This window comes from Corynebacterium sp. LaCa117, from assembly GCF_046717765.1.
In the GTDB taxonomy this organism is placed as follows: domain Bacteria; phylum Actinomycetota; class Actinomycetes; order Mycobacteriales; family Mycobacteriaceae; genus Corynebacterium; species Corynebacterium kefirresidentii.
This window is the reverse complement of record NZ_CP177102.1, coordinates 743,168-764,380: the sequence shown is the minus strand read 5'-3', so window position 1 is coordinate 764,380 and position 21,213 is coordinate 743,168. Positions and strand designations below refer to the sequence as shown.

Genomic DNA, 21,213 nt, shown 5'->3' with positions numbered 1-21,213 from the left:
GTTCACTCCCCTGAAAATCACTGTCCCTGAATTAGACTTCGCCAAAATTCGCTTCGCGTTCTTCGCATGGTGTTCACAGAACCGGAAACCAACCCCCATGCCCGACATGTCCTTACCCTCACGCAAACACTGGTAATAGAGGCATCTATCCGGCATCTGGGCGGCGTGCTTAATAAACCTGCGGGCACTATCAGCGGTAGGAAACGCCCTCCACCTATCGCCCACATCCACCCACCACTCACCGTTCTGATAAATGGGGTGGTACGTGTCGTAAATTCCTTTCTCTAAAGCCATACTGGTGGCACCGAAATCACGAGGTGGAACAGGAAACCAACCATGACGCCGAAGATGCCGGTAGCCCAGCACAGGCGTACGCGCTTCGCGGCAACGTCCTGCCAGTAGGCCAGTTCCTTGTGGGTTGGTTCGCGGCGCTCCGGGCGGCTATTTGTGGGTTGCATTGCGGACTTTCCTTTCATGTGCAGCAATCTGGCCGGCAACGTTGTTTGCGCCGCCAGCAAGCGTGAGAATCTGCCGACGTGTCTTCTCCGGCAGATGCGCCAGTTGGTAGATGGTTTTCAGGCGGGTTTCAATATCAGTCATGTGGGTTTTTGCTTCTTCGTGCGTAATTTGACGCATCCTGTTATCTCCAAGTCATCGTGAACGTGATAGTGCGGGGCTTCCGACTCCGCCGGAACAGGTTGATTAGCCAGTTCATACGGTCTCCCCCATCAAAAAGGCGTCGCACCATTCGCGGCGCACACGCCACCTCCGGCCAACTTTCACACCGCGTAGTTCTTTGCGCTGCAAGTACTCGTAGACCGAATCGCGGTCCATCCTCATGTATTCAGCTGCCTCATCAGTCAGCAGCCACGTGGTAGTGTCCATAGTGACCTTTTCCTTTCCAGGTCTAAGGCCCCGTACACAGTCGCAGTGCATACGGGGCTAATTTCATGTATTGGGGTTGGGTGCAGGCGTGGGCTAGTGGCGGGCGCCAACACCTTCACTTACGACGCCAAGTCAAGCGCCACACCCACCCCTAGTGCGCTCCCCGGCCTCGCACCGGGGCGGCATCTAGTAGCGCTAAATCGGCTCAGGGAAACGTTCTGGGTTAGCGCCACCCGGAGTGAATCGAATCACTGCAACATCTTCGCCCGCCCGGAATTTATTCCAGGCCTTAATAGTCAAAGCCGCGGCGTAGCCGGTATCCGCCTGCCCCTTTGTAGAAGCCCTTAAACGAATCAAAGTCTCCCGCAACACCAAGATGGGATTACCACGATGAAGCCCCTCCCCAGTCTCTAACTTTTCGAAGAAGAAATCTGCATCCTCCTGGTCAATCCCGGAAAATACGTAGTAGAGGATTCCCGCGACCTTTCCGCTAAGGCCGGCCTTCTTCATCTTCGAAGCGATCTGCACAAGCTGGGCAAGACTTGGCTCTGCCTCTAACCTAGAAAGAACTTGCTTAGCCGTAATCTGGTAAGCAGACGCGCCCCGATATGTAGCGGCGCGTAGACCCCAACGTTCCTTTCGGATAATGCCAGTAACAATTGCTGCGAGCTGAGCAGACGATGTGTACCCATTGATCGACAACACATCCGCAGCTGTTCGGGATTTTCCAGTATCCATCGTGTCCTGGGTTTCCGGTGGTAAGCCGTAGATAACAAGTGTTGTGAATGTGAGGTCATTTTCCGCGGCGACCATAAGCCGGTGCTGCCCGTCGAGGATACGTCCGTCACGGGCGATTTTGATGGCTTCGCCGTTGAGAACCCATTCACCGGAACTCATTGCTTCAAGAACTTTCCCGTAATTGGCTTTGGAGACTTTTCGGTTCCCGGTGTTTTGCTGAAGAAGCTCTCCTGCGAGTTCTGGGGTTACGGTGACAATCTCGGTTTTGATAGTATTGGAGATGAACATCTGATTCCTTTCAGTTGGTGTTATCGACGATGGTTTGGAGTTCGTCGATTGCTCGGATTAGGTCGCTGCGGTGCATGGCAGCGACCTTTTCTTTGTTTCGGGGGAAGTTCTTATCGCGGGTGATGCGGTCGAACTTGTTGAGTACGCGGTTCAGGTCTGCGATAGCGGATGTGAACTGTGAGGTAATTGCCTCGGCGCGTGGCTCCGTCTTGTGCGGTTCCGGCTTCTCAACCGGTTGGTTTAGCTCTGCGAGGTCATCGGAATTGATGATGTTCCCGATGGGTTCTTCTGCCGACTCCGTTTGTTCCGGTGCCGCTGGTTCAGGTTCCACAGGTTCCCGGCGCGGCTGAGACGCAGAACGCTCGTAGCTCGATGGGCGCTCCTGGCCGCGAGAATTAATTCGCGGGATGTCATTCGGAATTTCCGAATGAGACTCAAGATCACTTCTGACAGATGCAACAGTCTTGTCACTCGCTCCGGTCCTGCGAGAATGTTCAAGATTGCTGAGCTGTGGGTCTGCCTTGAGCGATTCCGCAATCAAAGCGCGGCGCTGTTCTCGGTTAAGGTGACGGCGTTTCAAATTGAGAGTGAACGCCATATTGCGTTTCTCAGATTCGCTTTTACCCGCAATCATTTCCTCAGGGCATGGGATGCCCAGCTCCGCTGCAATTTTCGCCCGGTGGTGTCCATCAACGATGACTTCATTTTCATCCACCACGATGGGGACCATCACGCCGTTAGCTTTGATGTCTTCGTATAGTTCTTGGTATTCTTCCGCCGACAGTGGCGGCATGACCTGGTACCTAACAATGTCGGCCATATCTTTTCTCCTTTTCTGAAATCTGGTTTTGATTTCGTGGCCTGCCGGGGAGTCGAACCCCGGAGTCTTTTGTAAGCACATTCCTTTGCCCCTGTTGTAGGTGTAAAAGAATTGTGATTTGTCCATTCAGGCCTGGTATTTATATGCGCGCCACCATTTACGCCCGTGCGAGGTCGCTACACCGTCAACACAGGCACCACAAGGGCTGGTGGCGCTGATCCACTAATTCAGTTCTCGATACAACGTGGCCTACCGTTCCGGGCTGGGTTTACGGCGGCCTAGTGCCTATCAGGGGACTTGCACCCCTGTGTCTGCTAGTTAGGCGATGTCGTTTCCTTGCCATACGCCCACGACGGAGGCGTTACGCGCTTTCCCACGCGACCGGGTAAACCCCACATGGTGGATAAGACCCCGGCATTTCCAGTAACGGAACAGGCCACCCCACGCGTTTGGGCTATCCGGTTCCATGCCGCAGGCGGCGCGAACATCATCAGCCGTAAACGGCCGGCGCGTCTTCGCTAATTCGGCTACTGCTTTATCCGCCGCCGAATACCAATCCGTCCCGGCGCGAATCGCGGCCATGTACGCGGCCTCCGCAGGGTGCGTGGTTTCCATGTGCTAAACTCCTAATTAGTTTCTTTGCTGCCCCGCCCTCGTGCGGGGTTTTTATGTGCTTCACTTAATTCGGGGCAACTAGCCCTGGAAAGTGAGGTGAAAAATGATGAATGACGAGTTCAAAACCCTGAGAGCTTCGATAAAAGGCGTGGCAGCAACATTCGCGAATGGTGCTGATTCTCTACCGGAAGAACTGTCTGTTACTCGGAAGTTTTCGACTTCCGTATCCGAGCAAATCGAAGCCCTCGCTGAACGGCTATCTCCAGCCACTGCCGCAAGCGATGACCGAGTGCTGATTTTTCAAGCCCTAAATCAGATGCAGTATGCCCTTGGGGTGTTAGAGGCTCGGATTGTCGACATTGAGAGAAAGCTCGATTAAATTCCTCTTGAGCGACAATCAGATCGTCCATCTGGGCCTTGAAGGTTGCCTCTGGCGTTGCAGCGCCGGAGGTTTCCCTGTTTTCCTGTGACATGAGCTTTCCTTTTCTTATGCGGCTAGTTCTTCTGCAACGAGGATTTTGGAGGGGTTAGCTCCGAGTGTTGCTAGCGCTTCTAGGACGGAGACCGTGGGTTTGCGAGTGTTTATCGCGGTAGTCCAGGTCTTGCGGTTTAGGTTGGTCTTTTCAGCTAGTCCTGTTATGTCCATGGACTTTTTGGACACGGAGTCCAGTAACTTTTTGGGCTAGGAGTCCAATGACTTTTTGGACGTGGAGTCTCCCTGCTTTTTGGGCAGGGAGTCTTTGGTGTTTTTGGACAGTCTCTAGCTCGTCTTACCGGTTATGGTTTCTTTCGTCTCGACGGGCGCGGACGCGACAGGATTGGTTTGATCTCTGGTGGTCGGCGGTGCCACATTCCTTCGACATGCCCGATGTTGATCTGTCCGCCGGCTGGACGCTCAAGTAGCTTGATGGGCAGTGGGAATGAAAACAGTGCTTCACCATCATGATCAGTGAAGAACTCAGCGGTGTCATCGGTAACGTGGCTGTATATGAGCCGGTTTTTAAACCGGAGTCCTACATAGAATCCATAGCCCAGGATGCGCACCACTCCGCTTTTGTTGATCCACAGTGTGTCGGGGATACCCCAGGCGTTGCTTGACTGGGCGGATAGACCGTCTACGGTGGGACTGACGGTAGGAGATGATTCTTGCTGGATTGGTTCGTTATCGTCATCGATGGTTGTGGGAGAAGCTGCAACTTCTCCCACAACCGGCGCCATCGCCTCTTTAACCCCATTCTCGATACGATGCTCGTGGTGTATCGCGCTTTCTGAGTGTGTATCCCGGTATGACTTCACAATCTTGGCCCACAGCATATCCGGGTCAATGGGTTGTGTTGGGGATTGAGCGTGGGCGAAGTGCTCACGGGCTTGGGCTGGAGTGATGTGCATTTTGCCGACTAACAGGCCTTGATGGCGGCGCCTGGTGTTGTAAAACTCGCGGTAGTCGTCCAACAGCTGTTGGACGTGCTGAAGTGTCGTAGGTTGGCGTGCATCGAGAAACTTGGTCATGGTTTGATGCGAGCGTTCATCTTTGCCTTGGGTTTGCGGGCCAAAACCTGCAATGGACCAGATACCTTGGGCGGCGAGCCAGCGCTCGGTATCGGACAATCGGCCCCGGTGATAGGTGGCAAAAGCTTCACCGTTATCGGTCAAAAGTTCCTGCGGGCGACCATACGTTTCTATTGCTGCGGCCAAGGTAGTGCGAGCATCGAATCCGTTTTCTTTGGCGGCGAAGGCTTGTGAGCCCAGATCAAACCGGCTGGCATCATCAACCAGCTGGTAGATAGTGATCTGGGTATGTGGAGTGTCAAAGAGTCGGTAGACAAACCCGTCGAGTTGCCACAGCTCATCGACCTTATCGCGTGCCCAGAGTTTATAGCTTTTACGAGGACGTTTACGGGCATTGGCCTCAGCAACACCAGCTTCGTGGAGCCAAAGCGCAATCGTAGACCGTGCCGGTGGGTGCTCTAAACCAAGGTCATCAATGAGGTAGTAATAGATTGACCACGGGCCATAGTCACGTCCCTGGGCCTTGAGCACTGATCGAGCTGTGATGACTTTCTGACGAAGGTGATCATCGTAGATTCTGGCTGGGGAATGCGGGGCGGTGGAGTCAGGCAGGATGCCTGCACGGCCGCGTTGTTCAACGCGGCGTTTGATGTTGGCATAGGTTTGGCGAGATACGCCAATATCCTTGCAGAATTGGGTGACGGTTCGTCCGTCTCTTACTGGGTCGAAGTCCGCTATTTTCTTGCGGAGATGGGTTGAAATAGCCATCTTGGTATTCCAACCCACCGACTGTCCAAAAAGTCTTGAGACATCACGACAAGGAAGTCTTTGGACTCCGTGACCAAAAACTATCTGGACTCCCCGTCCAAAAATCCATTAGACTCCGTGTCCAAAAACTCCATAGACATCACACTTTTCAGCTAGTCCCGTGGTGGACGTAATGTGATGAAGTCGCTTCACTCGGTCGATTTCGTCTAGAGAGAGTAGAAACATTCCCATTTCCTCCTTTCATCCGGTCGGTGTGTAACTCAATTTACACATCACACCAGTAACTGGCAAGTGTAATTACACGAATGGGGGAATGCGAATTACCATTTGGGCACGTTATTACCCATTCAGTGTGTAACTTTTTACTCACTGTGTTAGGGTTACAGTCATGGATATCAAGCAGTGGCTAAGCGAAACATCGCATGTCCGAATCACAGACCAAGGAATCGCAGACGTACTCCAGGTCACCCGAAAGACCGCCAACAAACGTCTCAACGAGGGGCTTCCAGTAGACGACCTACTCACACTCTGCGAGGTACTAGGAATCAACCGCCCCCTCGCCTTAGTCGAATTGGGGTATATCCCCTACCAAGAGGTGCTTGATTTCCTCGACTCCGACGGGGCCCTCGTGTCTACAGCCGATGAGGGAGAACTAGCTATAGAGCTGGCACGCCGGCTCAACCCTGCTACCCGCGCCAATGAGATAGACGAGCTGGCTTCTCGTCGTGCGGGTGCCCCCGTGTCCGGCCCGTCTGCTTCACTGCATGATGACGATGATGGTGTTGTCCGCGAGTTTGATTACGCCCCGGGCGAGTACGCCGCTGATTCGTCACCTAATGAGCAGGCCGAGCGTGAGAGACGAGGTGAGGATTTGATTGATTAACTCTGATGCCCTCATTGATGTGGCGCAGCGGCGGGGCTACCGAATCCGGTGGCACCGCGGCGGGCCAAAGGCGGCGTGGGTTCCCGCACAGAACGCAATCACTGTGCAGATAGGCATGGACGATGTAACCACCCTGTGCTCTCTCGCCCACGAGCTGGGCCACGCGCATTATGGTGACCCGCCCGGCCACCACGGCGCCCACGAAATACGCGCCGACAGGTTCGCAGCCCGCCTCCTCATCAACCCGGCAGACTACGCCACCACAGAAGCAATCTACGGACCACACCCCAACGTCCTAGCCCACGAACTAGGCGTCACGGTCAAAGTCCTAAAAACCTGGCAATCTCTCTACGAAAGACAAGCAGCATGACCAATCAATCCCCCTACTCCCAACAGCCCCCTCACCCGTCGGCTCCGGCCGCGGGGAAGCCGAAGAAACCACTCTATAAGCGTTGGCGGTTTTGGGTAGCGATATTCCTCGCCATCCTTGCTTTGTTCGCCGCGACAATCTGGGGAATCTTAAAGGTCAGCGAGAAGGAAGACGACAGAGCTGCGCTAGAAGAGTGTCGAGAAAAGGTAATTGAACATGCCAAATATCCGGGTGGGGTCAGCTTTCCGGAAGAAATAGACATCTGGTCGACCGACTCAATAACCGAGATTCCTCGCACATATCGGGCGTACGGTGAAGTGGATTTCCCAAACGGTTACGGCACTCCAGTCCGCCAGTATTACGCCTGCACCATCGTGGTCGATACCGGTGATATTGAAGATTCGACCGTGGAAGTAGATAAATCTCCCCGCTAACCACACCACCCCTTCTAAAACGAAAGGACAGCAGCATGATTCGCAATAACGACGAAATCATGGCCCAACACGAAAAGCGGAACAAGGAACTCATCGCCTACCAGAACAAGACAACCCGACTGGAAAACCGTCTGCACAAGCGGTGGGCGAAAGAAGAAGGCTCAGTCACCGAGGAAGAGTGGCAAGAGCTTAAGCAAAGAAAGCTGTGCCAGCACGTGATGCTGGACAACGTTCAGAACCTGGCGCAGAACTACGCCTACGATACGGACGAATAAGACAAACCCGCCCCTGGCGCTCGACATGTGGAAGTGCAGCACCAAGGGCGGGATTAGGAATCGCAAACCCAAGCGGGTTTGGAGTTGTCGCCCGGGGCGTTCTTTCAGCCCTGGCTAACAAGGAGAAAGCATAGTGGCAAGCATTAAGCCGTACAAGACAGCTAAAGGTCGGGCGTGGCGCGTACAATACCGCGACCCGGCCGGGAAGAACAAGACTAAGCAGGGATTCCGAACCAAGAATGAGGCCCAAGCCTGGGCGGATAAAAACGCCACCACCATACGCACCGGCGACTGGATAGACCCCAATGCTGGCAAAGTCACCGTCGGAGAAGTCGCCATACCGTGGGAAGCAAACCTCACCCACCTGAAACCTAAAACACGACATGACATGCTAGCAGTCTGGCGCAACCACGTGGAACCAAAGTGGGGCGGGCGGCAGGTGGCCGGCATTAAACCTTCGGAGGTTCAGGCGTGGGTATCTAGCCTGGGTAGGTCAGCATCGCTAGTCAGGCAAGCTCATGCGGTGCTGGCGCAGATTCTTGACCTCGCAGTAATGGATAAGGCGGTGCGTGAGAACCCAGCGCGAGGTGTGAAACTACCACGTAAGGGTGCGGCCAGGAAGGTGTACCTGACGGCGGAGCAACTAAGCCTGCTTGTGGGTGAATGCACCCGCTATAAGGAACTGGTGTGGCTTCTTGGCACCGTGGGCCTTAGGTGGGGTGAAGCAGCAGCACTCAGGGTACGAGACGTGAACGTGCTACGGAACCGCATCAACATCGAGCGAAACGCAGTCACCGTGGGCAGTGAAGTCATTATCGGAACACCTAAAACCCATGAGGTGCGGGAAGTGTCCGTACCCGTGTCCGTAATGCGGATGCTAGTCCCAGTGATGGAAGGCAAAGGCCCAGACGAGTTGTTGTGGCCGCGTCGTGACGGCACACCAATGAAACCACCAACGCATGGCAAGTGGTACTACAACGCGCTAGACCGCTGCATGGATAAGTACCCGGATTTCCCGCGAGTCACCCCACACGGGCTTAGGCACGTGGCGGCAGGGTTGATGATTTCCGCCGGGGCGAATGTGAAGGTTGTGCAAAGACAACTCGGGCATTCTTCGGCTGCGATGACATTAGACACCTACGCGGAGCTCTTCGATGAGGACCTGGAGGCGGTGGGTAGTGCTGTGGAGGAAAAGATTTCAAATGTCGTGGGATTGTCGTGGGCAGGGGCTTAATAAGGGTGTTTATGCAGGTTAAATGGCGTTTAGGTCACTGGTTCGAGCCCAGTTGGAGGAGCAACACAAACCCACTGGTAACGGTGGGTTTTTTACTTGTTCCGAGTGTCATCGTTGTATTGCGTGCTACAAACGTGCTACTTGATGGTTCGAAGGTTGATTCTCGCCGTTCACCATTGACATTGATCGGCACTGTCGGTACACTGATGACATACGAAAATTCGCCCAAGACTTCAACAGGGGTAATCGGCTTGCAGACGTTAACAGCGTGATGTTGTCGCGTTGGTGATTAACTGGCCGTCTGGGTCTCTACTGTCAGAACAGTAAGCCTTGTGCCGCTAGACGCTGAGATGCGTGGTGCGTGGTGAGGCCTCGAAGGATAACTAACTTCTTCGAGGTTCTCGCATGTCAGAAATCGTTTTGGATAGGAACGATCTCCTGCGCACGTATACCGCAGGTGAGTTCTGTGAACGTGCTGGTGTGTCCCGTCGCACACTCGATAGGATGCTCTCACGTGGTGAGCTGCAGGCTGTCCCTGGCTCGCGCGGCAATGGTAAAACGCTGCGTATTTCCGCCCTTGAGCTAGCACGGGTAATTTACGGCGACTCCGTCTCCGTGGCGGGTGATGCCCAATGAGCATGGGAACAGCCCCCGCTGGTAGTTGCAACGAGGACTGGAACATCGCAGTTCAACCCTCCAGTCTATCTGATGGTGTCTTGCAGCGGTATCAGCAGATTGAAAACGATGCGCTCGGCTGGTCTGTAACGTTGGTCGATTTCGCGTCAGATCAACGCGGGGATTTGACCGATCTGGCCGCCGTTTTGCACCGTGTTGATGCTTGGCGCGAGGGTGAAAGTGACGCGAATCTCGTCATCACTCAAATGAGTGATGACGTAGGGTATTCGAACATTGACCGCAAACCCGCAGGTCAAACTGTTCGAACAGAATCCGGCCAATATACCCCTACGGGCGGGCGGATTGACTGACCGGACACGTCCGGTCAGTCAATCTGGAACCGGCTCTGCTGGCGCTGCTGATTCCGCGACTGTCGAGTTCGGTGATCTGCCTAGCGTTCGCGCGATGGCTGGCGATGAGGTGCGCCTCGATCTTGGCTTTGATACTGAGTTTAAGAGTTACGACGATGGGTGCTGTTGCAAACTTCAGGCGGAGAGCCGTGACGACCCAGTCTTCATCCTCTGATGCTCGCTGCGGGTCGGCGTTCTCAGGCAGCCTCGAACACCCGGCTGACGATCACCGCATCCGGGTTCGGTTGCCCGTAGGCAAACATCGCGCCCTGGCCTTTCCGTAATGAGTGCATCGCTTCCATCCCTTTCAACGTCCGGTACGCCGAGGTCTGGTTTTTGAACGCCCCCTTCGGTCCGAGGATCCGTTTCAGCCGCCCATGATCTCCTTCAATGACGTTATTGAGGTATTTCACCTGCCGGTGTTCCACGGTCTGCGGGCAGATTCCCTCTGACCTCAACTCGGCGATTGCCCTGGCCAGGGAGGGTGCTTTATCGGTGTTGATCACCCGCGGGAACCCGGTTATCGTGTTCGACCTCAGGGTCTTGGCCAGGAAACGCTTCGCTGCGGCGACGTTACGCTTTGGGGACAGGTAAAAATCCAGGGTATGCCCGCCCGCGGTGATGGCCCGATAGAGGTAGCACCACTTTCCCCCGACCCGGATATAGGTCTCGTCCACCCGCCAGGACCGGGCCTGCCAATCCGGGACTTGTCGGTACCACCGGGTCTGCTTGTCCAGCTCAGGAGCATATTTCTGGACCCAGCGGTAGATGGTGCTGTGATCGACCGGTACGCCGCGTTCGGTCATCATTTCTTCCAGATCGCGGTAGCTGAGCCCGTAGCGGCAGTACCACCGGACCGCCCACAGGATGATTTCACGGGGGAAATGACGACCGGAGAAGATGCCCATGGCTGTGATTATTTCACGCAGGTCTTCCTGTCGCCCGAACTTTGCAACAGCACCACCTGGGATATGATCGCCGCCAACTTCGCCACCAAAGAATTGAAGACATCAAACGATTTGGCCCACTTTAGAACTGAGATAAAGAAATCAATAGCCGAAATTTCTTCCCTGTGGCCAGAAGCAGGCATTGAAGCCAACACGGACGGAGTGACAGTCACGAGGACTGCTCCATCAGTTCAGCAGAAGCCACCGCGCCCCGAACTCGATTAAACCGAATGCGGAAGACTAGCGCCCTCCAGGGCGCTTTCTTTTTACCCCAAAAGCAAGCTGCGCATATTTACCGTTACGGCTGCGCATATTTACCGTTAAAGGGCTAGTTACCCACAGGGGTTTACCTGCGGGTTTCTCTATTTTCCCAGGTGGCTTATAACTATATCCCTGTAGATCTATATCCCCAGCCGATCAACCAACAAAACGTCATCTTGTGGGTTATGGTTTAGGCTCCCGCCTCGCCTGGCGGCTCGTTGGGCTGCCGCCCAAATCAATAGATTTGGTTGCCACCAAACGCCCCACCCGTGATATGAAACTTCCCTACTTAAAACCTAAAAGTACTCACCCAAATAAACAGCTCTCAGTAACTGGCAACTCAACAGTGTAAAAACTGGGGTTGACCGCAATTCGTGGACACGTAGTGGGGCTACCTAGTGCTTAGGCAGCTATTTCTTTTCTACTGGTGGTTAGACCAATGTGGTTTTCGAAGTCGACGGGACTGACCATCCCTAGTGCAGAGTGCCGGCGCCGACGGTTGTAAACGACTTCCATCCAGTAGGCAACGGCCTTGCGCGCAGCATCGCGGGTAGGCCAACGCTTGCGGTCGTAGAACTCGGTTTTAAGCGTCGACCAGAACGACTCAGCCATCGCGTTATCAAAGCACACACCAGTACGCCCCACAGACTGAGCAATGCCCAGGTTATGGCAGACTTCCCAGAGCTTCTCGCTGGTAAATTGCGTTCCGCGGTCAGCGTGGAACACCAGCCCATTAGGAACGTCACCGCGCAGTGTATGTGCCATCCGCAGGGCCCGTTCGACCAGGCATGTATCTTGAACGCTATCCATTGCCCATCCCAGCACCCTGCGGGAATGGCCGTCGCGGACCGCACACAAGTACAACCATCCCTCGCTGGTGCGTAGGTAGGTAATATCCGACATCCACACTCGGTTGAGCTCACCAGTATCAAACATGCGCTTGACCAGGTCAGGAAGAGCTGACTTACGCTTGGATTGAATCGTTGTCACCGGGACAAAGGCACGCGGTGAAATCCCTTCAATGCCCATCATGCGCATCCGCTTAGCCACAGTCTTGCGATTCAGGGTGATCCGGTAACGCTCGGTAAGTTCTGCGGTGATCCGGGGAGCACCATAAACCTCATCGGAGTCTTTCCAGATCTGATGAATCTTGCGGTCAACGTCATCGTAAAATGTTGCACGATTATCTTTTCCGGATAGTCGTTTCTGCTGCGTATCAGCCCATTTGTAGTATCCAGACCGAGACACTTTTAATAGCCGTGCCATGCGTTTGATGCTGTAGTTTGCCTTCTCCTGCTGCATCAATTCGAACTTTTCTGCTCGCGTTGCTTCGCGGCGAAGAAGGCTGTCGCTTTTGACAAAAACTCATTATCCATCTTGGCTTCCGCCAACTCACGGCGCAGACGAGCATTCTCAGCACGAAGATCCGCCTCACTCATCCCATCCGAGGCCCCTCGGCGTTCACGCTCGAGTTTGACCCACCGGCCTAAAAGCCCGGCGGAGACGCCAATCTCCTTAGCCACATGAGCGATCGGGCGCTCTGACTCGATTACAAGGTTCGCGGCTTCACGCCGGTACTCCGGCGTGTACTTCTTGCGCTGTTGACTCACAATGAACATCCTCTCCTACGGACACAGGATCCGTACAAATAGGGTGTCCACTAAACGAGGGTAACCTCAAAACTCTGAATTTAGTTCATTATCACATTGTAAGTTTGCTCTCTTCTTATCTTTCCTAACTAGATCTAAAATCAAAAATGTTTGTGGACACCACCTTTAGAAAGGAAAACAATGAGAAAAACCGTTGGGGTTGACCGCAATTCGTGGACACGTAGTGGGGCTACCTAGTGCTTAGGCAGCTATTTCTTTTCTACTGGTGGTTAGACCAATGTGGTTTTCGAAGTCGACGGGACTGACCATCCCTAGTGCAGAGTGCCGGCGCCGACGGTTGTAAACGACTTCCATCCAGTAGGCAACGGCCTTGCGCGCAGCATCGCGGGTAGGCCAACGCTTACGGTCGTAGAACTCGGTTTTAAGCGTCGACCAGAACGACTCAGCCATCGCGTTATCAAAGCACACACCAGTACGCCCCACAGACTGAGCAATGCCCAGGTTATGGCAGACTTCCCAGAGCTTCTCGCTGGTAAATTGCGTTCCGCGGTCAGCGTGGAACACCAGCCCATCAGGAACGTCACCGCGCAGTGTATATGCCATCCGCAGGGCCCGTTCGACCAGGCATGTATCTTGAACGCTATCCATCGCCCAGCCCAGCACCCTGCGGGAATGGCCGTCGCGGACCGCACACAAGTACAACCATCCCTCGCTGGTGCGTAGGTAGGTAATATCCGACATCCACACTCGGTTGAGATCACCAGTATCAAACACGCGCTTGACCAGGTCAGGAAGACTCGACTGACGCTTAGCTTGAATCGTTGTCACCGGGACAAAGGCACGCGGTGAAATCCCTTCAATGCCCATCATGCGCATCCGCTTAGCCACAGTCTTGCGATTCAGGGTGATCCGGTAACGCTCGGTAAGTTCTGCGGTGATCCGGGGAGCACCATAAACCTCATCGGAGTCTTTCCAGATCTGATGAATCTTGCGGTCAACGTCATCGTAAAATGTTGCACGATTATCTTTTCCGGATAGTCGTTTCTGCTGCGTATCAGCCCATTTGTAGTATCCAGACCGAGACACTTTTAATAGCCGTGCCATGCGTTTGATGCTGTAGTTTGCCTTCTCCTGCTGCATCAATTCGAACTTTTCTGCTCGCGTTGCTTCGCGGCGAAGAAGGCTGTCGCTTTTGACAAAAACTCATTATCCATCTTGGCTTCCGCCAACTCACGGCGCAGACGAGCATTCTCAGCACGAAGATCCGCCTCACTCATCCCATCCGAGGCCCCTCGGCGTTCACGCTCGAGTTTGACCCACCGGCCTAAAAGCCCGGCGGAGACGCCAATCTCCTTAGCCACATGAGCGATCGGGCGCTCTGACTCGATTACCAAGTTCGCGGCTTCACGCCGGTACTCCGGCGTGTACTTCTTGCGCTGTTGACTCACAATGAACATCCTCTCCTACGGACACAGGATCCGTACAAATAGGGTGTCCACTAAACGAGGGTAACCTCACCGTGGCATTTTTGGTTGCCGCACTCCTTAGTTTTACCGGCGTAGAGGCTCACGCGACACCGGCTCCTATGACAGCTTAGTCAAAGCATCAATCTGTGCCCAAGAATTCTGAAGATACTTTATTTTCCGAAGGCTCTAAGATTCAAAGGCTTTCAGGAAGTCAATTCCAAGTATCGACCCCAGATCATCAATATCAAGTCACGGTTGATAAAGCTGCAGGCACAGCGACCGTAATCGATGAAAACAACAATGAACAAGCATTTAAGATTCCAAATACGCGAGGAAATTCGGAACAGGGAAAACCTGTTGTTACTCCATATTTTAATTGGTCCTCGGTGCCTTGTGCGATGCTACTTTGGGCAGTAGGAATAATTCATCATGTCGGTTGGACAGCAGCAGCGGGAATAATCGCAGCCGAGGGACCTGCAGGGGCAGCACTAGCCGCCGCTATTTGGGCTTATGGAGTCGATGCTTTCTTCGCTCTTGTGGGCAGCCAGTGCTAAAAGCAAGTGCTTAATTTTGGAAAAGAGATCATGCACGTCACTCGAATAGAACTCGGCATAATAGTGTCAGCACTAACATGTGTTTTCGCGTTTTTTCGCCAACTTCCTTTGAGTATTGGAATCGCAGTCATTGGTGCCTTGCTGCTTGTTCTCCTTCCAGAGAGACAAAGATTAGATCGAAAAGCTCAGCAACGGGGAATACGCCGGTTTGGTTTATTCACAATGTGGATTGGACTCTGCTTTAGCATCGCAATCTTTGTACATGATTTTTTACTCACACAGGATGTGTATTTTCCCGCGCTAGTAGCTACGCTAGCTGTTGCAGCGGCAGGAGGCTCTCTGGTACGCACGAAGAAACTTCTGTAATGAAATAAAGAAATCCATTCTTGAGCTCACTACCGCATGGCCCAACGCCGGCATTACAGCAGACACGAACGGTGCGACAGTCACTAAAACCGCCCCATCAATTCAACAGAAGCCACCTCGCCCCGAACTCGACTAAAGCGAACACAGAAGACTAGCGCCCTCCGGGGCGCTTTCTTTTTGCCCCAAAACAGCTTGCGCTGATCTACCATCACAAATTAAAAGCCCAGCTCAGACTGCGCTGATCTACCATCATCTTTCTAGTTATCCACAGGGGTTTACCTGCTGGTTTACCTATTTTCCCAGGTGGCTTATAACTATATTCCTGTAGATCTATATCCCCAGCCGATCAACCAACAAAACCGTTCAGTACGGGTTACGGTTTATGCTCCCGCCTCGCCTTGCGGCTCGTTGGGCTGCCGCCCAAATCAATAGATTTGGTTGCCACCAAACAACCCATCACAATCCCTCATTACTCGCCTTGCGCCCCAAACGCCGCTAAGCGCACTAAAGCTGACATTCAGTCCGACATCAAGACCTTGAACCTGCTACTTTTTGGTAGACCTATCCGGACCATACCCCGCTCCATCGCTATAACCGCGCTCTACAGCACCTACTCATGTGGGATTACCTAGAGTCCCCTGAGGAAAACGTCACTATCGTCGCCAACTAGCGGTGGCTAACAGACACGTCTTGCTCCAGCAAATATAGATACCAGGAGAAGATTCCTACTTCTACGAAGCCGGCAATTTCTGCCTTGAAGAATATCTGTTAGTGCTCGATTTCCTCCTCGGGGAAGCGAATTAGGTTTTATCGCCCGGGATGGAGCCCGCATATGGTCTAGATGTTATTTTTCGGTGCCCGCTTGAGGTTAGCGATGATTGTGGCTGCATCTACTTCTAGAACCGTTGTCAGGGTGAGCAAATTAAGCACTGAGAGATTCCGCTCTCCTCGCTCAATTGAGCTGACATATGTCCGATGTAGTCCTGAAAGGTGAGCAAGACTTTCTTGTGATAGCCCTTTTTCCTGGTGCTGTTGCAAAGTTGGGGCAGTAGAAAGACCGGCGTGAAATAATCAGAGCCATGGGCATCTTCTCCGGTCGGCATTTCCCCCGTGACATCATCCTGTGGGCGGTGCGGTGGTACTGCCGCTACGGCGTGAGCTACCGCGACCTCGAAGAAATGATGACCGAGCGGGGTGTGCCAGTCGATCACACCACGATCTACCGCTGGGTGCAGAAATACGCCCCTGAGCTGGATAAGCGCACTCGCTGGTACCGGCAGGTACCCGACTGGCAGGCCCAGTCCTGGCGGGTGGATGAGACCTATATCCGGGTCGGCGGCACGTGGTGCTATCTCTACCGGGCTATTACCGCCGGTGGGCAGACCTTAGACTTCTACCTCTCACCAAAACGGAATGTGGCTGCGGCCAAGCGTTTCCTGGCCAAGACGCTGCGATCGAATACGACAGCCGGGTCCCCGCGGGTCATCAACACCGACAAGGCACCAGCTCTGGCCAAGGCAATATCCGAGCTGAAGGCGGAGGGAATCTGCCCTCAGATGGTGGAGCACCGGCAGGTGAAATACCTGAACAACGTTCTCGAGGGAGATCATGGCCGACTTAAAAGAATCCTGGGACCGAAGGGGGCGTTCAAAAACCGAATTTCCGCCTACCGGACGTTGAAAGGGATGGAAGCGATGCATTCATTACGGAAAGGTCAGGGCACGATGTTTGCTTATGGGCACCCCAATCCGGACGCGGTGATCGTCAACCGGGTCTTCGAGACGGCCTGAGAACGCCGGCACGCAGCGGCCATCAGGAAATGAGAAACTGGGTCGTCTCGGCTCTCCGCCCAACTTTGCAACAGCACCTTACAGAATGCCCTGTAGATCTCGGCTTCAGGCCTTTCCCAGTTGAAGCCGGAAGCCCATGTGCCTTGGTACACCCTGCTGCCTTGCAGGAGGCAGCGGTCCCGTGCGGCTAACCCCCGGCGCGAGTGGCTGTACCATTGTCCCCGCGCTAGACCGGCTTCTCGATGTGTAGAGCGCACCGAGCAGTTTAATTGCTCCTTGTGGGTCCGGAACAGTGCTGTGACCGCGTCTGAGGCCAAGCCCTAATCAAGATACTTCCCTCGAGCTCCTATCGTCCTCTTTAACCACCGTATCGGCGCCCCACGTGAACGTCTACGCCGCCGAAGAGGCTATAGCAATTGACGTTGATTTCTGGCGCGTCCACTGGCAGATCATTCGGGTGGATGGCGCCGTTTTCTACCTTGAGGTCATGCCCGCCAAAAAGGCCAATGCCGCTGACGTGGACGCGGAAGCCTTCGGGGATATAAACATCGACGCCACCAAAGACGCCCACCGCTTCGATGGTGGTAGTACGACTGTGCAAGGCAACACCCGTGAGATCAATGTCCACGCCGCCGAAAAAGCCGAGGGCTGTCAGGGAACGAGCTACTGCCCCACCGCTGACAGTGGACCCGCCGAAAATCCCCACCGCAAGAGAGCGGGTCTCCTGCACGCTCGGCTGCACCTGGCGGATGGCCTGCTCCACCTTGGCGATGGCTTTAGATTCTTGCTGGCCCGCATAGGCCTTTGCGAGTTTTCGTTCCTGCCCGAATAGGAGAACTTCTGGGTCCTCTACTAGGTCAGCCAGCGGTTCGATGAGCTCAGTGCGGGTCGTTGCATTTACGCAGGCGGCCGAACGCTTTTCAAAATCATCGAGGTCAATCTGCCCTGCCGAAAGCGCATCTCCTAAGATGTCTGCAGCCTTCGTGCGTTCCTGGTGGTTACAGCGGATATCCAGCGGTTTCATACCTTTAGTATATCCGCTTTCTCCGGCAGGCGTGCGAGTTATTCCTCGCCTTGGGGCCCCTTAGAGGAATCGACCTCCGGCAGAAAATCTTCTACGCGCTCGCCTACCCCGGTCAACTCTGCGATAGCCGCAATAGCGCGCTGCGCGCCCTTACCATCGCCATAAGGGTTGACGGCGTTGGCCATGGCGTCGAATGCGGCGGCGTCGGAAAGCAAAAGCTTTGCCTCTGCCACAATGAGCTCGCGATTAGTGCCCACCAGCTTAACCGTGCCGGCGACAACAGCTTCGGGGCGCTCAGTGTTCTGGCGCATGACTAGCACCGGCTTGCCCAATGCTGGTGCCTCCTCCTGGACTCCGCCGGAGTCAGTCAGGATGATGGTGGCACGGTTTTGTAGCTGCGTGAACTGGTCATAAGGCAGCGGATCCGTGATGATGATATTCGGCAGGTGCTCGACCTCTGGCAGAACAGCCTGGCGCACCTTGGGGTTGAGGTGCAGCGGCAGTGCGAAGTTAATCTCAGGGTAGGCTTCTGCCAAGTCCTTAACTGCCCCACCAATTTCCTTCATCGCCTCAAGGTTCTCGCGGCGGTGGGTCGTAACCACCACGAGGCGTTTATCGGAGTCTGCGACTTCCTGCAGGGCAGGGTCCGCGAACTTCGTATCCCACGATGCTGCTTCCAGCAGAGCGTCAATGACGGTATTACCGGTGACCACGATGTCCTTGGAACGCACATTCTCACGACGCAGGTTCTCCATCGAGCCTGCGGTTGGAGCCAGGTGCAGCTCGGCTACCTGGCCGATGAGCTTACGGTTAGCTTCTTCTGGGAACGGCGAATGGATATCGCCGGTACGCAAACCGGCTTCGAGGTGAACGATCTTTACCCCGCGGTGGAAACCGGCGAGCGCTGCAGCCATAGCGGTGGAGGTATCGCCCTGGGAGATGATGACGTCCGGGTTTTCTTCCTCAATAATGGAGTCCAATCCAGCAATGGCGCGGGATACAATTTCATTGAGTCCCTGGCCCGGCTTCATAAGCCCCAAATCATGCTTCGGGGTAATGCCAAACATGGTGTTGACCTGCTCCAGCATCTCTTTGTGCTGGCCCGTAGAAACCGGGATGGATTCGAAGCGCTCATCATTATCCAGCGCCTTGATCACAGGGGCGACCTTGATGGCCTCCGGTCGGGTGCCGTAAATGGTCATGATTTTGGGCTTAGTCATTATTCTCTTCCTTTAGAGTGATGGAGATACTTCTTCATTGAACCATGTACGGGAGACCTGTACCCCCGCTCAGGTTTTAGGGCTACTTAGGGTTTAGAACCTGCTACCCGCTGACGCTCACGCCGCCGTCTGGGGCGATGGTCACCTTGGCCGCCATGGCGCGGGCTAGATCGAGGCGTTGCCACGAGCCTCCCTCTGCTTGCCAGTCCAATGGGTTGCCGGCTGGGCGGGCAGTCTGGCGGAGCACCTCGGCGCGCTGATCCCAGGTTAGTTCTGGGTGGGACGCTGCTAGCAGCACTGGAGCGGCCTGCGGGACGACCATCGGGGCGTCGGTGCGGTAGCGCGGGGCGAAGTCATAGTCCATGAATGTGGAGTATTGTTCTACCGCATCCTCCGTGGACCGATAGTCGGTACCCTCTGCCCTATCCTGGGCCGCAAGTTCCTCAACCGACTTACCGGTGCGCCACTTGATTTCTTGGCGCACTTCCATCGAGGCTTCCCATAGGGCATGGCGCATGCGCTTGTCGTTGAGGCGGTCTGCTGCGGCGGCCTGGCCGGTCATTCGCCCACCGATGACATCCAATGGGTAATGCACACCGAGGACCACCCGGTGGTTGCCGGCCTCAGCGCCGCGCAGCATGAGTTGTGGGCCTACCTCTGGCAGCATGAAAGCCATCAGCGTGGTGATCCACGTTGCCTGATTGGTGTGGCCCGAAGGGAAGGCTGGCGAGGTGGGATAAAGATCCTTGGAACCGTCGTCATAGCGCTTAATCGCCTGCGGCGCGCGCTGGTAAGGGCGCTGATAGTTGAAGTAGTACTTCTCTGACATGGTGGAATTGGCTAGCCCACCTGCACGAGCGGCGTACCCATTGCCCAGGAGGTACTCGGTTTTGGGCAGGCGGTGCTCGGCAAGCGAAGCACGGAAGGCCTCGCCAAGATTCTTGCCCATGGCATCAGACACCGCGTTGAGCACGCTAGTAGAGCTGGCCTTGGCGTCGGACTGCGCTCGCTGAATAAGGGCTTGGTCCCCTGCCGCGGCGTTATTAATGGCCACGGCCTTATCCATATTTTCCTGGCGGATGTCTGGCTGGGTCTTAATGTGGTCAAAGAGCTGGACTACCTGCCAGTAGTTGCCGAATTGATACGAGGAAACATCGGATTGAAACCCTGCAATATGATCCGTGCTAAATGGCTCCGGAACCGGTGCTCCGGGATGCTGTACCGGAGGAGCGCCGGTGGCCTGCTGGGTAACAGGCTCGCGGAGCTGCGGTACGGCCACGGGGAGGGCGGCGCTGGCAGCCGGTGTCAGCGTTATGGTCAGTCCGGCGGCCGCGCACAAGGCGAGTGCGCGAACTGCCGGGCGGAGATTATTCCGATAGTTCAACGTGGAAACCTTTAACTAGTAACGAATTCCCACGCATAATATCTAGCTAAAGTTACAACTAGGTGAACGTGACGCTAAACCCGCGTGCACAAAGCTGGGGCGGTGAGTGAACCTTCCCCCGGTTCTATCTAGTAATCCTCGGACCACGCTGAGGCTTCATGCGCAGTCGCAGCCTCTGCGTGCTGGCTACTCGATTCCGCGGAAATGCTCGCGGTAACTAGCGCGGCCAGCGCTACTGCTGAGGCCGCGGCCGAATCCCTACGCGTATTTATTGCCACCTCTTTAAATTAGCGCGTATTCCCGGTAATGAAAAGAGATTTTCTACAGCAAGACGAGCTGTACCCCTTAACGGTGGCTAGCAGCGAGCGACGGGCCTTCACGGTAGGCTAGTGGAGAACTTTTACTCGTACTGGAATAAGGGGACACGCTAAATAATGATCCAATTCGTCTTCGGCGCCGCAGCAGGATACGTTTTTGGCACCAAAGCAGGCCGCAAGCGCTACCACCAGATCAAGGGCGCCTACGAGAAGGCCGTCAACTCCCCCGTGACCAAGTCCGCCGTCACTTCTGCACGCAAGGCAGTAGCCAATCGCTTGGACCCGGAACCGCGCATGCGCGAGGTTCGCGATCTATCTTCCAAGCGCAAGGGCAAAGGCCGGCTGCGCGGTTCCCAGGTAGACAACGTGGACCGCATTTATGAACCCGATGAGGACTAGATTGGTTTAAGCCTCTTCCCTCCCCTTGCTG

The 21,213-nt window shown here is 54.8% G+C and carries 28 protein-coding genes; 13 read left to right on the top strand and 15 right to left on the bottom strand.

Annotated features, from left to right (window positions below; all coding sequences use genetic code 11):
* Positions 1-284: 284 nt before the first annotated feature.
* From ACLI1L_RS03900 to ACLI1L_RS03875, 6 genes are all read right to left on the bottom strand, one after another.
* On the bottom strand, positions 285-458 hold the full coding sequence (locus ACLI1L_RS03900; RefSeq protein WP_411708101.1) for a hypothetical protein: 174 nt from the start codon (positions 456-458) through the stop codon (positions 285-287).
* Positions 442-600, bottom strand: a complete 159-nt coding sequence (locus ACLI1L_RS03895) for a hypothetical protein (protein ID WP_284841791.1) — start codon at positions 598-600, stop codon at positions 442-444. Before ACLI1L_RS03895 ends, ACLI1L_RS03900 begins: the two co-directional genes overlap by 17 nt.
* Before the next feature lie 111 nt (positions 601-711).
* On the bottom strand, positions 712-885 hold the full coding sequence (locus ACLI1L_RS03890; protein WP_411708100.1) for an excisionase family DNA-binding protein: 174 nt from the start codon (positions 883-885) through the stop codon (positions 712-714).
* A gap of 195 nt (positions 886-1,080) precedes the next feature.
* Positions 1,081-1,911 carry a hypothetical protein gene (locus ACLI1L_RS03885; RefSeq protein ID WP_411708099.1) on the bottom strand — a complete coding sequence of 277 codons (831 nt, stop codon included), beginning with the start codon at positions 1,909-1,911 and terminating at the stop codon, positions 1,081-1,083.
* A 10-nt stretch (positions 1,912-1,921) separates the two neighbouring features.
* Complete coding sequence (locus ACLI1L_RS03880; protein WP_411708098.1) at positions 1,922-2,731, bottom strand: ParB N-terminal domain-containing protein; 810 nt, start codon at positions 2,729-2,731, stop codon at positions 1,922-1,924.
* A 318-nt stretch (positions 2,732-3,049) separates the two neighbouring features.
* A complete protein-coding gene (locus ACLI1L_RS03875; RefSeq protein WP_411708097.1) occupies positions 3,050-3,346 on the bottom strand; it encodes a hypothetical protein in 297 nt (98 codons plus the stop codon).
* A gap of 103 nt (positions 3,347-3,449) precedes the next feature.
* Between ACLI1L_RS03875 and ACLI1L_RS03870 the strand changes: the two genes are divergently transcribed.
* Positions 3,450-3,725 carry a hypothetical protein gene (locus tag ACLI1L_RS03870; RefSeq protein WP_411708096.1) on the top strand — a complete coding sequence of 92 codons (276 nt, stop codon included), beginning with the start codon at positions 3,450-3,452 and terminating at the stop codon, positions 3,723-3,725.
* 108 nt (positions 3,726-3,833) lie between these two features.
* Here the strand turns inward: ACLI1L_RS03870 and ACLI1L_RS03865 are convergent, their stop codons facing one another.
* Both ACLI1L_RS03865 and ACLI1L_RS03860 read right to left on the bottom strand, forming a co-directional pair.
* Positions 3,834-4,007, bottom strand: a complete 174-nt coding sequence (locus tag ACLI1L_RS03865; protein ID WP_411708095.1) for a helix-turn-helix domain-containing protein — start codon at positions 4,005-4,007, stop codon at positions 3,834-3,836.
* A gap of 116 nt (positions 4,008-4,123) precedes the next feature.
* The gene (locus tag ACLI1L_RS03860) at positions 4,124-5,623 is read right to left on the bottom strand and encodes an integrase core domain-containing protein (RefSeq protein ID WP_411707371.1); all 1,500 of its coding nucleotides are present in this window, start codon (positions 5,621-5,623) and stop codon (positions 4,124-4,126) included.
* 388 nt (positions 5,624-6,011) lie between these two features.
* Between ACLI1L_RS03860 and ACLI1L_RS03855 the strand changes: the two genes are divergently transcribed.
* The 8 genes from ACLI1L_RS03855 to ACLI1L_RS03820 all read left to right on the top strand — a co-directional run bounded on the left by ACLI1L_RS03855 (position 6,012) and on the right by ACLI1L_RS03820 (position 10,019).
* Complete coding sequence (locus ACLI1L_RS03855) at positions 6,012-6,506, top strand: hypothetical protein (RefSeq protein WP_411708094.1); 495 nt, start codon at positions 6,012-6,014, stop codon at positions 6,504-6,506.
* Positions 6,499-6,876, top strand: coding sequence for an ImmA/IrrE family metallo-endopeptidase (locus ACLI1L_RS03850; RefSeq protein ID WP_411708093.1), 378 nt, complete (start codon positions 6,499-6,501; stop codon positions 6,874-6,876). The genes ACLI1L_RS03855 and ACLI1L_RS03850 overlap by 8 nt, the downstream gene beginning before the upstream one ends.
* Complete coding sequence (locus ACLI1L_RS03845; protein ID WP_411708092.1) at positions 6,873-7,310, top strand: hypothetical protein; 438 nt, start codon at positions 6,873-6,875, stop codon at positions 7,308-7,310. Before ACLI1L_RS03850 ends, ACLI1L_RS03845 begins: the two co-directional genes overlap by 4 nt.
* A 35-nt stretch (positions 7,311-7,345) precedes the next feature.
* The gene (locus ACLI1L_RS03840; RefSeq protein WP_411708091.1) at positions 7,346-7,585 is read left to right on the top strand and encodes a KRAB domain-containing protein; all 240 of its coding nucleotides are present in this window, start codon (positions 7,346-7,348) and stop codon (positions 7,583-7,585) included.
* A gap of 133 nt (positions 7,586-7,718) precedes the next feature.
* Positions 7,719-8,819 (top strand): tyrosine-type recombinase/integrase, encoded by a 1,101-nt coding sequence (locus tag ACLI1L_RS03835; protein ID WP_411708090.1) that lies wholly within the window; start codon positions 7,719-7,721, stop codon positions 8,817-8,819.
* A 405-nt stretch (positions 8,820-9,224) separates the two neighbouring features.
* Positions 9,225-9,455, top strand: a complete 231-nt coding sequence (locus tag ACLI1L_RS03830; RefSeq protein WP_039676313.1) for a helix-turn-helix domain-containing protein — start codon at positions 9,225-9,227, stop codon at positions 9,453-9,455.
* Positions 9,452-9,805 carry a hypothetical protein gene (locus ACLI1L_RS03825; protein WP_411708089.1) on the top strand — a complete coding sequence of 118 codons (354 nt, stop codon included), beginning with the start codon at positions 9,452-9,454 and terminating at the stop codon, positions 9,803-9,805. Before ACLI1L_RS03830 ends, ACLI1L_RS03825 begins: the two co-directional genes overlap by 4 nt.
* Positions 9,798-10,019, top strand: coding sequence for a hypothetical protein (locus ACLI1L_RS03820; RefSeq protein WP_411708088.1), 222 nt, complete (start codon positions 9,798-9,800; stop codon positions 10,017-10,019). The genes ACLI1L_RS03825 and ACLI1L_RS03820 overlap by 8 nt, the downstream gene beginning before the upstream one ends.
* 22 nt (positions 10,020-10,041) lie before the next feature.
* On the opposite strand, the gene ACLI1L_RS03815 is transcribed toward ACLI1L_RS03820, so the two are convergent.
* On the bottom strand, positions 10,042-10,752 hold the full coding sequence (locus ACLI1L_RS03815; protein WP_411708087.1) for an IS6-like element ISCef5 family transposase: 711 nt from the start codon (positions 10,750-10,752) through the stop codon (positions 10,042-10,044).
* Between ACLI1L_RS03815 and ACLI1L_RS03810 the strand changes: the two genes are divergently transcribed.
* The gene (locus tag ACLI1L_RS03810) at positions 10,729-11,016 is read left to right on the top strand and encodes a hypothetical protein (protein ID WP_411708086.1); all 288 of its coding nucleotides are present in this window, start codon (positions 10,729-10,731) and stop codon (positions 11,014-11,016) included. The genes ACLI1L_RS03815 and ACLI1L_RS03810 overlap by 24 nt on opposite strands.
* A gap of 438 nt (positions 11,017-11,454) precedes the next feature.
* On the opposite strand, the gene ACLI1L_RS03805 is transcribed toward ACLI1L_RS03810, so the two are convergent.
* Together ACLI1L_RS03805 and ACLI1L_RS03800 are read right to left on the bottom strand one after the other, a co-directional pair.
* A protein-coding gene (locus ACLI1L_RS03805) for an IS3 family transposase (protein WP_411708085.1) occupies positions 11,455-12,671 on the bottom strand; the annotation gives its coding sequence in 2 pieces (ribosomal slippage) (positions 11,455-12,410 and positions 12,410-12,671; 1,218 coding nt in all).
* Positions 12,672-12,902: 231 nt separating this feature from the next.
* Positions 12,903-14,119 (bottom strand): IS3 family transposase gene (locus ACLI1L_RS03800; protein WP_411708084.1). Its coding sequence is split into 2 segments (ribosomal slippage): positions 12,903-13,858 and positions 13,858-14,119, totalling 1,218 coding nucleotides; the frame shifts between segments, so codons are not numbered across the junction.
* A 155-nt stretch (positions 14,120-14,274) separates the two neighbouring features.
* On the opposite strand from ACLI1L_RS03800, the gene ACLI1L_RS03795 reads away from it, so the two are divergent.
* Complete coding sequence (locus ACLI1L_RS03795) at positions 14,275-14,682, top strand: hypothetical protein (RefSeq protein WP_411708083.1); 408 nt, start codon at positions 14,275-14,277, stop codon at positions 14,680-14,682.
* 1,203 nt (positions 14,683-15,885) lie between these two features.
* Here ACLI1L_RS03795 and ACLI1L_RS03790 read toward each other — a convergent pair.
* Complete coding sequence (locus ACLI1L_RS03790) at positions 15,886-16,086, bottom strand: helix-turn-helix domain-containing protein (RefSeq protein WP_411708082.1); 201 nt, start codon at positions 16,084-16,086, stop codon at positions 15,886-15,888.
* Positions 16,087-16,127: 41 nt separating this feature from the next.
* Here ACLI1L_RS03790 and ACLI1L_RS03785 point away from each other — a divergent pair, with 41 nt between their 5' ends.
* Complete coding sequence (locus ACLI1L_RS03785; protein ID WP_049160553.1) at positions 16,128-16,838, top strand: IS6 family transposase; 711 nt, start codon at positions 16,128-16,130, stop codon at positions 16,836-16,838.
* Between the two features lie 358 nt (positions 16,839-17,196).
* Here the strand turns inward: ACLI1L_RS03785 and ACLI1L_RS03780 are convergent, their stop codons facing one another.
* The 3 genes from ACLI1L_RS03780 to ACLI1L_RS03770 all read right to left on the bottom strand — a co-directional run bounded on the left by ACLI1L_RS03780 (position 17,197) and on the right by ACLI1L_RS03770 (position 20,466).
* Positions 17,197-17,862: a DUF1707 domain-containing protein gene (locus ACLI1L_RS03780; protein WP_411708081.1), complete on the bottom strand. Its 666-nt coding sequence runs from the start codon at positions 17,860-17,862 to the stop codon at positions 17,197-17,199.
* A gap of 38 nt (positions 17,863-17,900) precedes the next feature.
* Positions 17,901-19,082: a non-hydrolyzing UDP-N-acetylglucosamine 2-epimerase gene (gene wecB / locus ACLI1L_RS03775; RefSeq protein WP_411708080.1), complete on the bottom strand. Its 1,182-nt coding sequence runs from the start codon at positions 19,080-19,082 to the stop codon at positions 17,901-17,903.
* A gap of 103 nt (positions 19,083-19,185) precedes the next feature.
* Positions 19,186-20,466 carry an acid phosphatase gene (locus tag ACLI1L_RS03770; protein WP_411708079.1) on the bottom strand — a complete coding sequence of 427 codons (1,281 nt, stop codon included), beginning with the start codon at positions 20,464-20,466 and terminating at the stop codon, positions 19,186-19,188.
* Between the two features lie 434 nt (positions 20,467-20,900).
* Between ACLI1L_RS03770 and ACLI1L_RS03765 the strand changes: the two genes are divergently transcribed.
* Entirely contained in the window at positions 20,901-21,182 is a 282-nt protein-coding gene (locus tag ACLI1L_RS03765) for a hypothetical protein (RefSeq protein ID WP_394285827.1), read from the top strand.
* Positions 21,183-21,213: the final 31 nt, after the last annotated feature.

What these genes read in the sequence shown, in the direction of transcription:
- ACLI1L_RS03900 (WP_411708101.1), bottom strand. Translation starts at nt 458, where the DNA reads ATGCAACCCACAAATAGCCGCCCGGAGCGCCGCGAACCAACCCACAAG.
- ACLI1L_RS03895 (WP_284841791.1), bottom strand. Translation starts at nt 600, where the DNA reads ATGACTGATATTGAAACCCGCCTGAAAACCATCTACCAACTGGCGCAT.
- ACLI1L_RS03890 (WP_411708100.1), bottom strand. Translation starts at nt 885, where the DNA reads ATGGACACTACCACGTGGCTGCTGACTGATGAGGCAGCTGAATACATG.
- ACLI1L_RS03885 (WP_411708099.1), bottom strand. Translation starts at nt 1,911, where the DNA reads ATGTTCATCTCCAATACTATCAAAACCGAGATTGTCACCGTAACCCCA.
- ACLI1L_RS03880 (WP_411708098.1), bottom strand. Translation starts at nt 2,731, where the DNA reads ATGGCCGACATTGTTAGGTACCAGGTCATGCCGCCACTGTCGGCGGAA.
- ACLI1L_RS03875 (WP_411708097.1), bottom strand. Translation starts at nt 3,346, where the DNA reads ATGGAAACCACGCACCCTGCGGAGGCCGCGTACATGGCCGCGATTCGC.
- ACLI1L_RS03870 (WP_411708096.1), top strand. Translation starts at nt 3,450, where the DNA reads ATGATGAATGACGAGTTCAAAACCCTGAGAGCTTCGATAAAAGGCGTG.
- ACLI1L_RS03860 (WP_411707371.1), bottom strand. Translation starts at nt 5,623, where the DNA reads ATGGCTATTTCAACCCATCTCCGCAAGAAAATAGCGGACTTCGACCCA.
- ACLI1L_RS03855 (WP_411708094.1), top strand. Translation starts at nt 6,012, where the DNA reads ATGGATATCAAGCAGTGGCTAAGCGAAACATCGCATGTCCGAATCACA.
- ACLI1L_RS03845 (WP_411708092.1), top strand. Translation starts at nt 6,873, where the DNA reads ATGACCAATCAATCCCCCTACTCCCAACAGCCCCCTCACCCGTCGGCT.
- ACLI1L_RS03840 (WP_411708091.1), top strand. Translation starts at nt 7,346, where the DNA reads ATGATTCGCAATAACGACGAAATCATGGCCCAACACGAAAAGCGGAAC.
- ACLI1L_RS03830 (WP_039676313.1), top strand. Translation starts at nt 9,225, where the DNA reads ATGTCAGAAATCGTTTTGGATAGGAACGATCTCCTGCGCACGTATACC.
- ACLI1L_RS03825 (WP_411708089.1), top strand. Translation starts at nt 9,452, where the DNA reads ATGAGCATGGGAACAGCCCCCGCTGGTAGTTGCAACGAGGACTGGAAC.
- ACLI1L_RS03810 (WP_411708086.1), top strand. Translation starts at nt 10,729, where the DNA reads ATGACGACCGGAGAAGATGCCCATGGCTGTGATTATTTCACGCAGGTC.
- ACLI1L_RS03815 (WP_411708087.1), bottom strand. Translation starts at nt 10,752, where the DNA reads ATGGGCATCTTCTCCGGTCGTCATTTCCCCCGTGAAATCATCCTGTGG.
- ACLI1L_RS03785 (WP_049160553.1), top strand. Translation starts at nt 16,128, where the DNA reads ATGGGCATCTTCTCCGGTCGGCATTTCCCCCGTGACATCATCCTGTGG.
- ACLI1L_RS03780 (WP_411708081.1), bottom strand. Translation starts at nt 17,862, where the DNA reads ATGAAACCGCTGGATATCCGCTGTAACCACCAGGAACGCACGAAGGCT.
- wecB (WP_411708080.1), bottom strand. Translation starts at nt 19,082, where the DNA reads ATGACTAAGCCCAAAATCATGACCATTTACGGCACCCGACCGGAGGCC.
- ACLI1L_RS03765 (WP_394285827.1), top strand. Translation starts at nt 20,901, where the DNA reads ATGATCCAATTCGTCTTCGGCGCCGCAGCAGGATACGTTTTTGGCACC.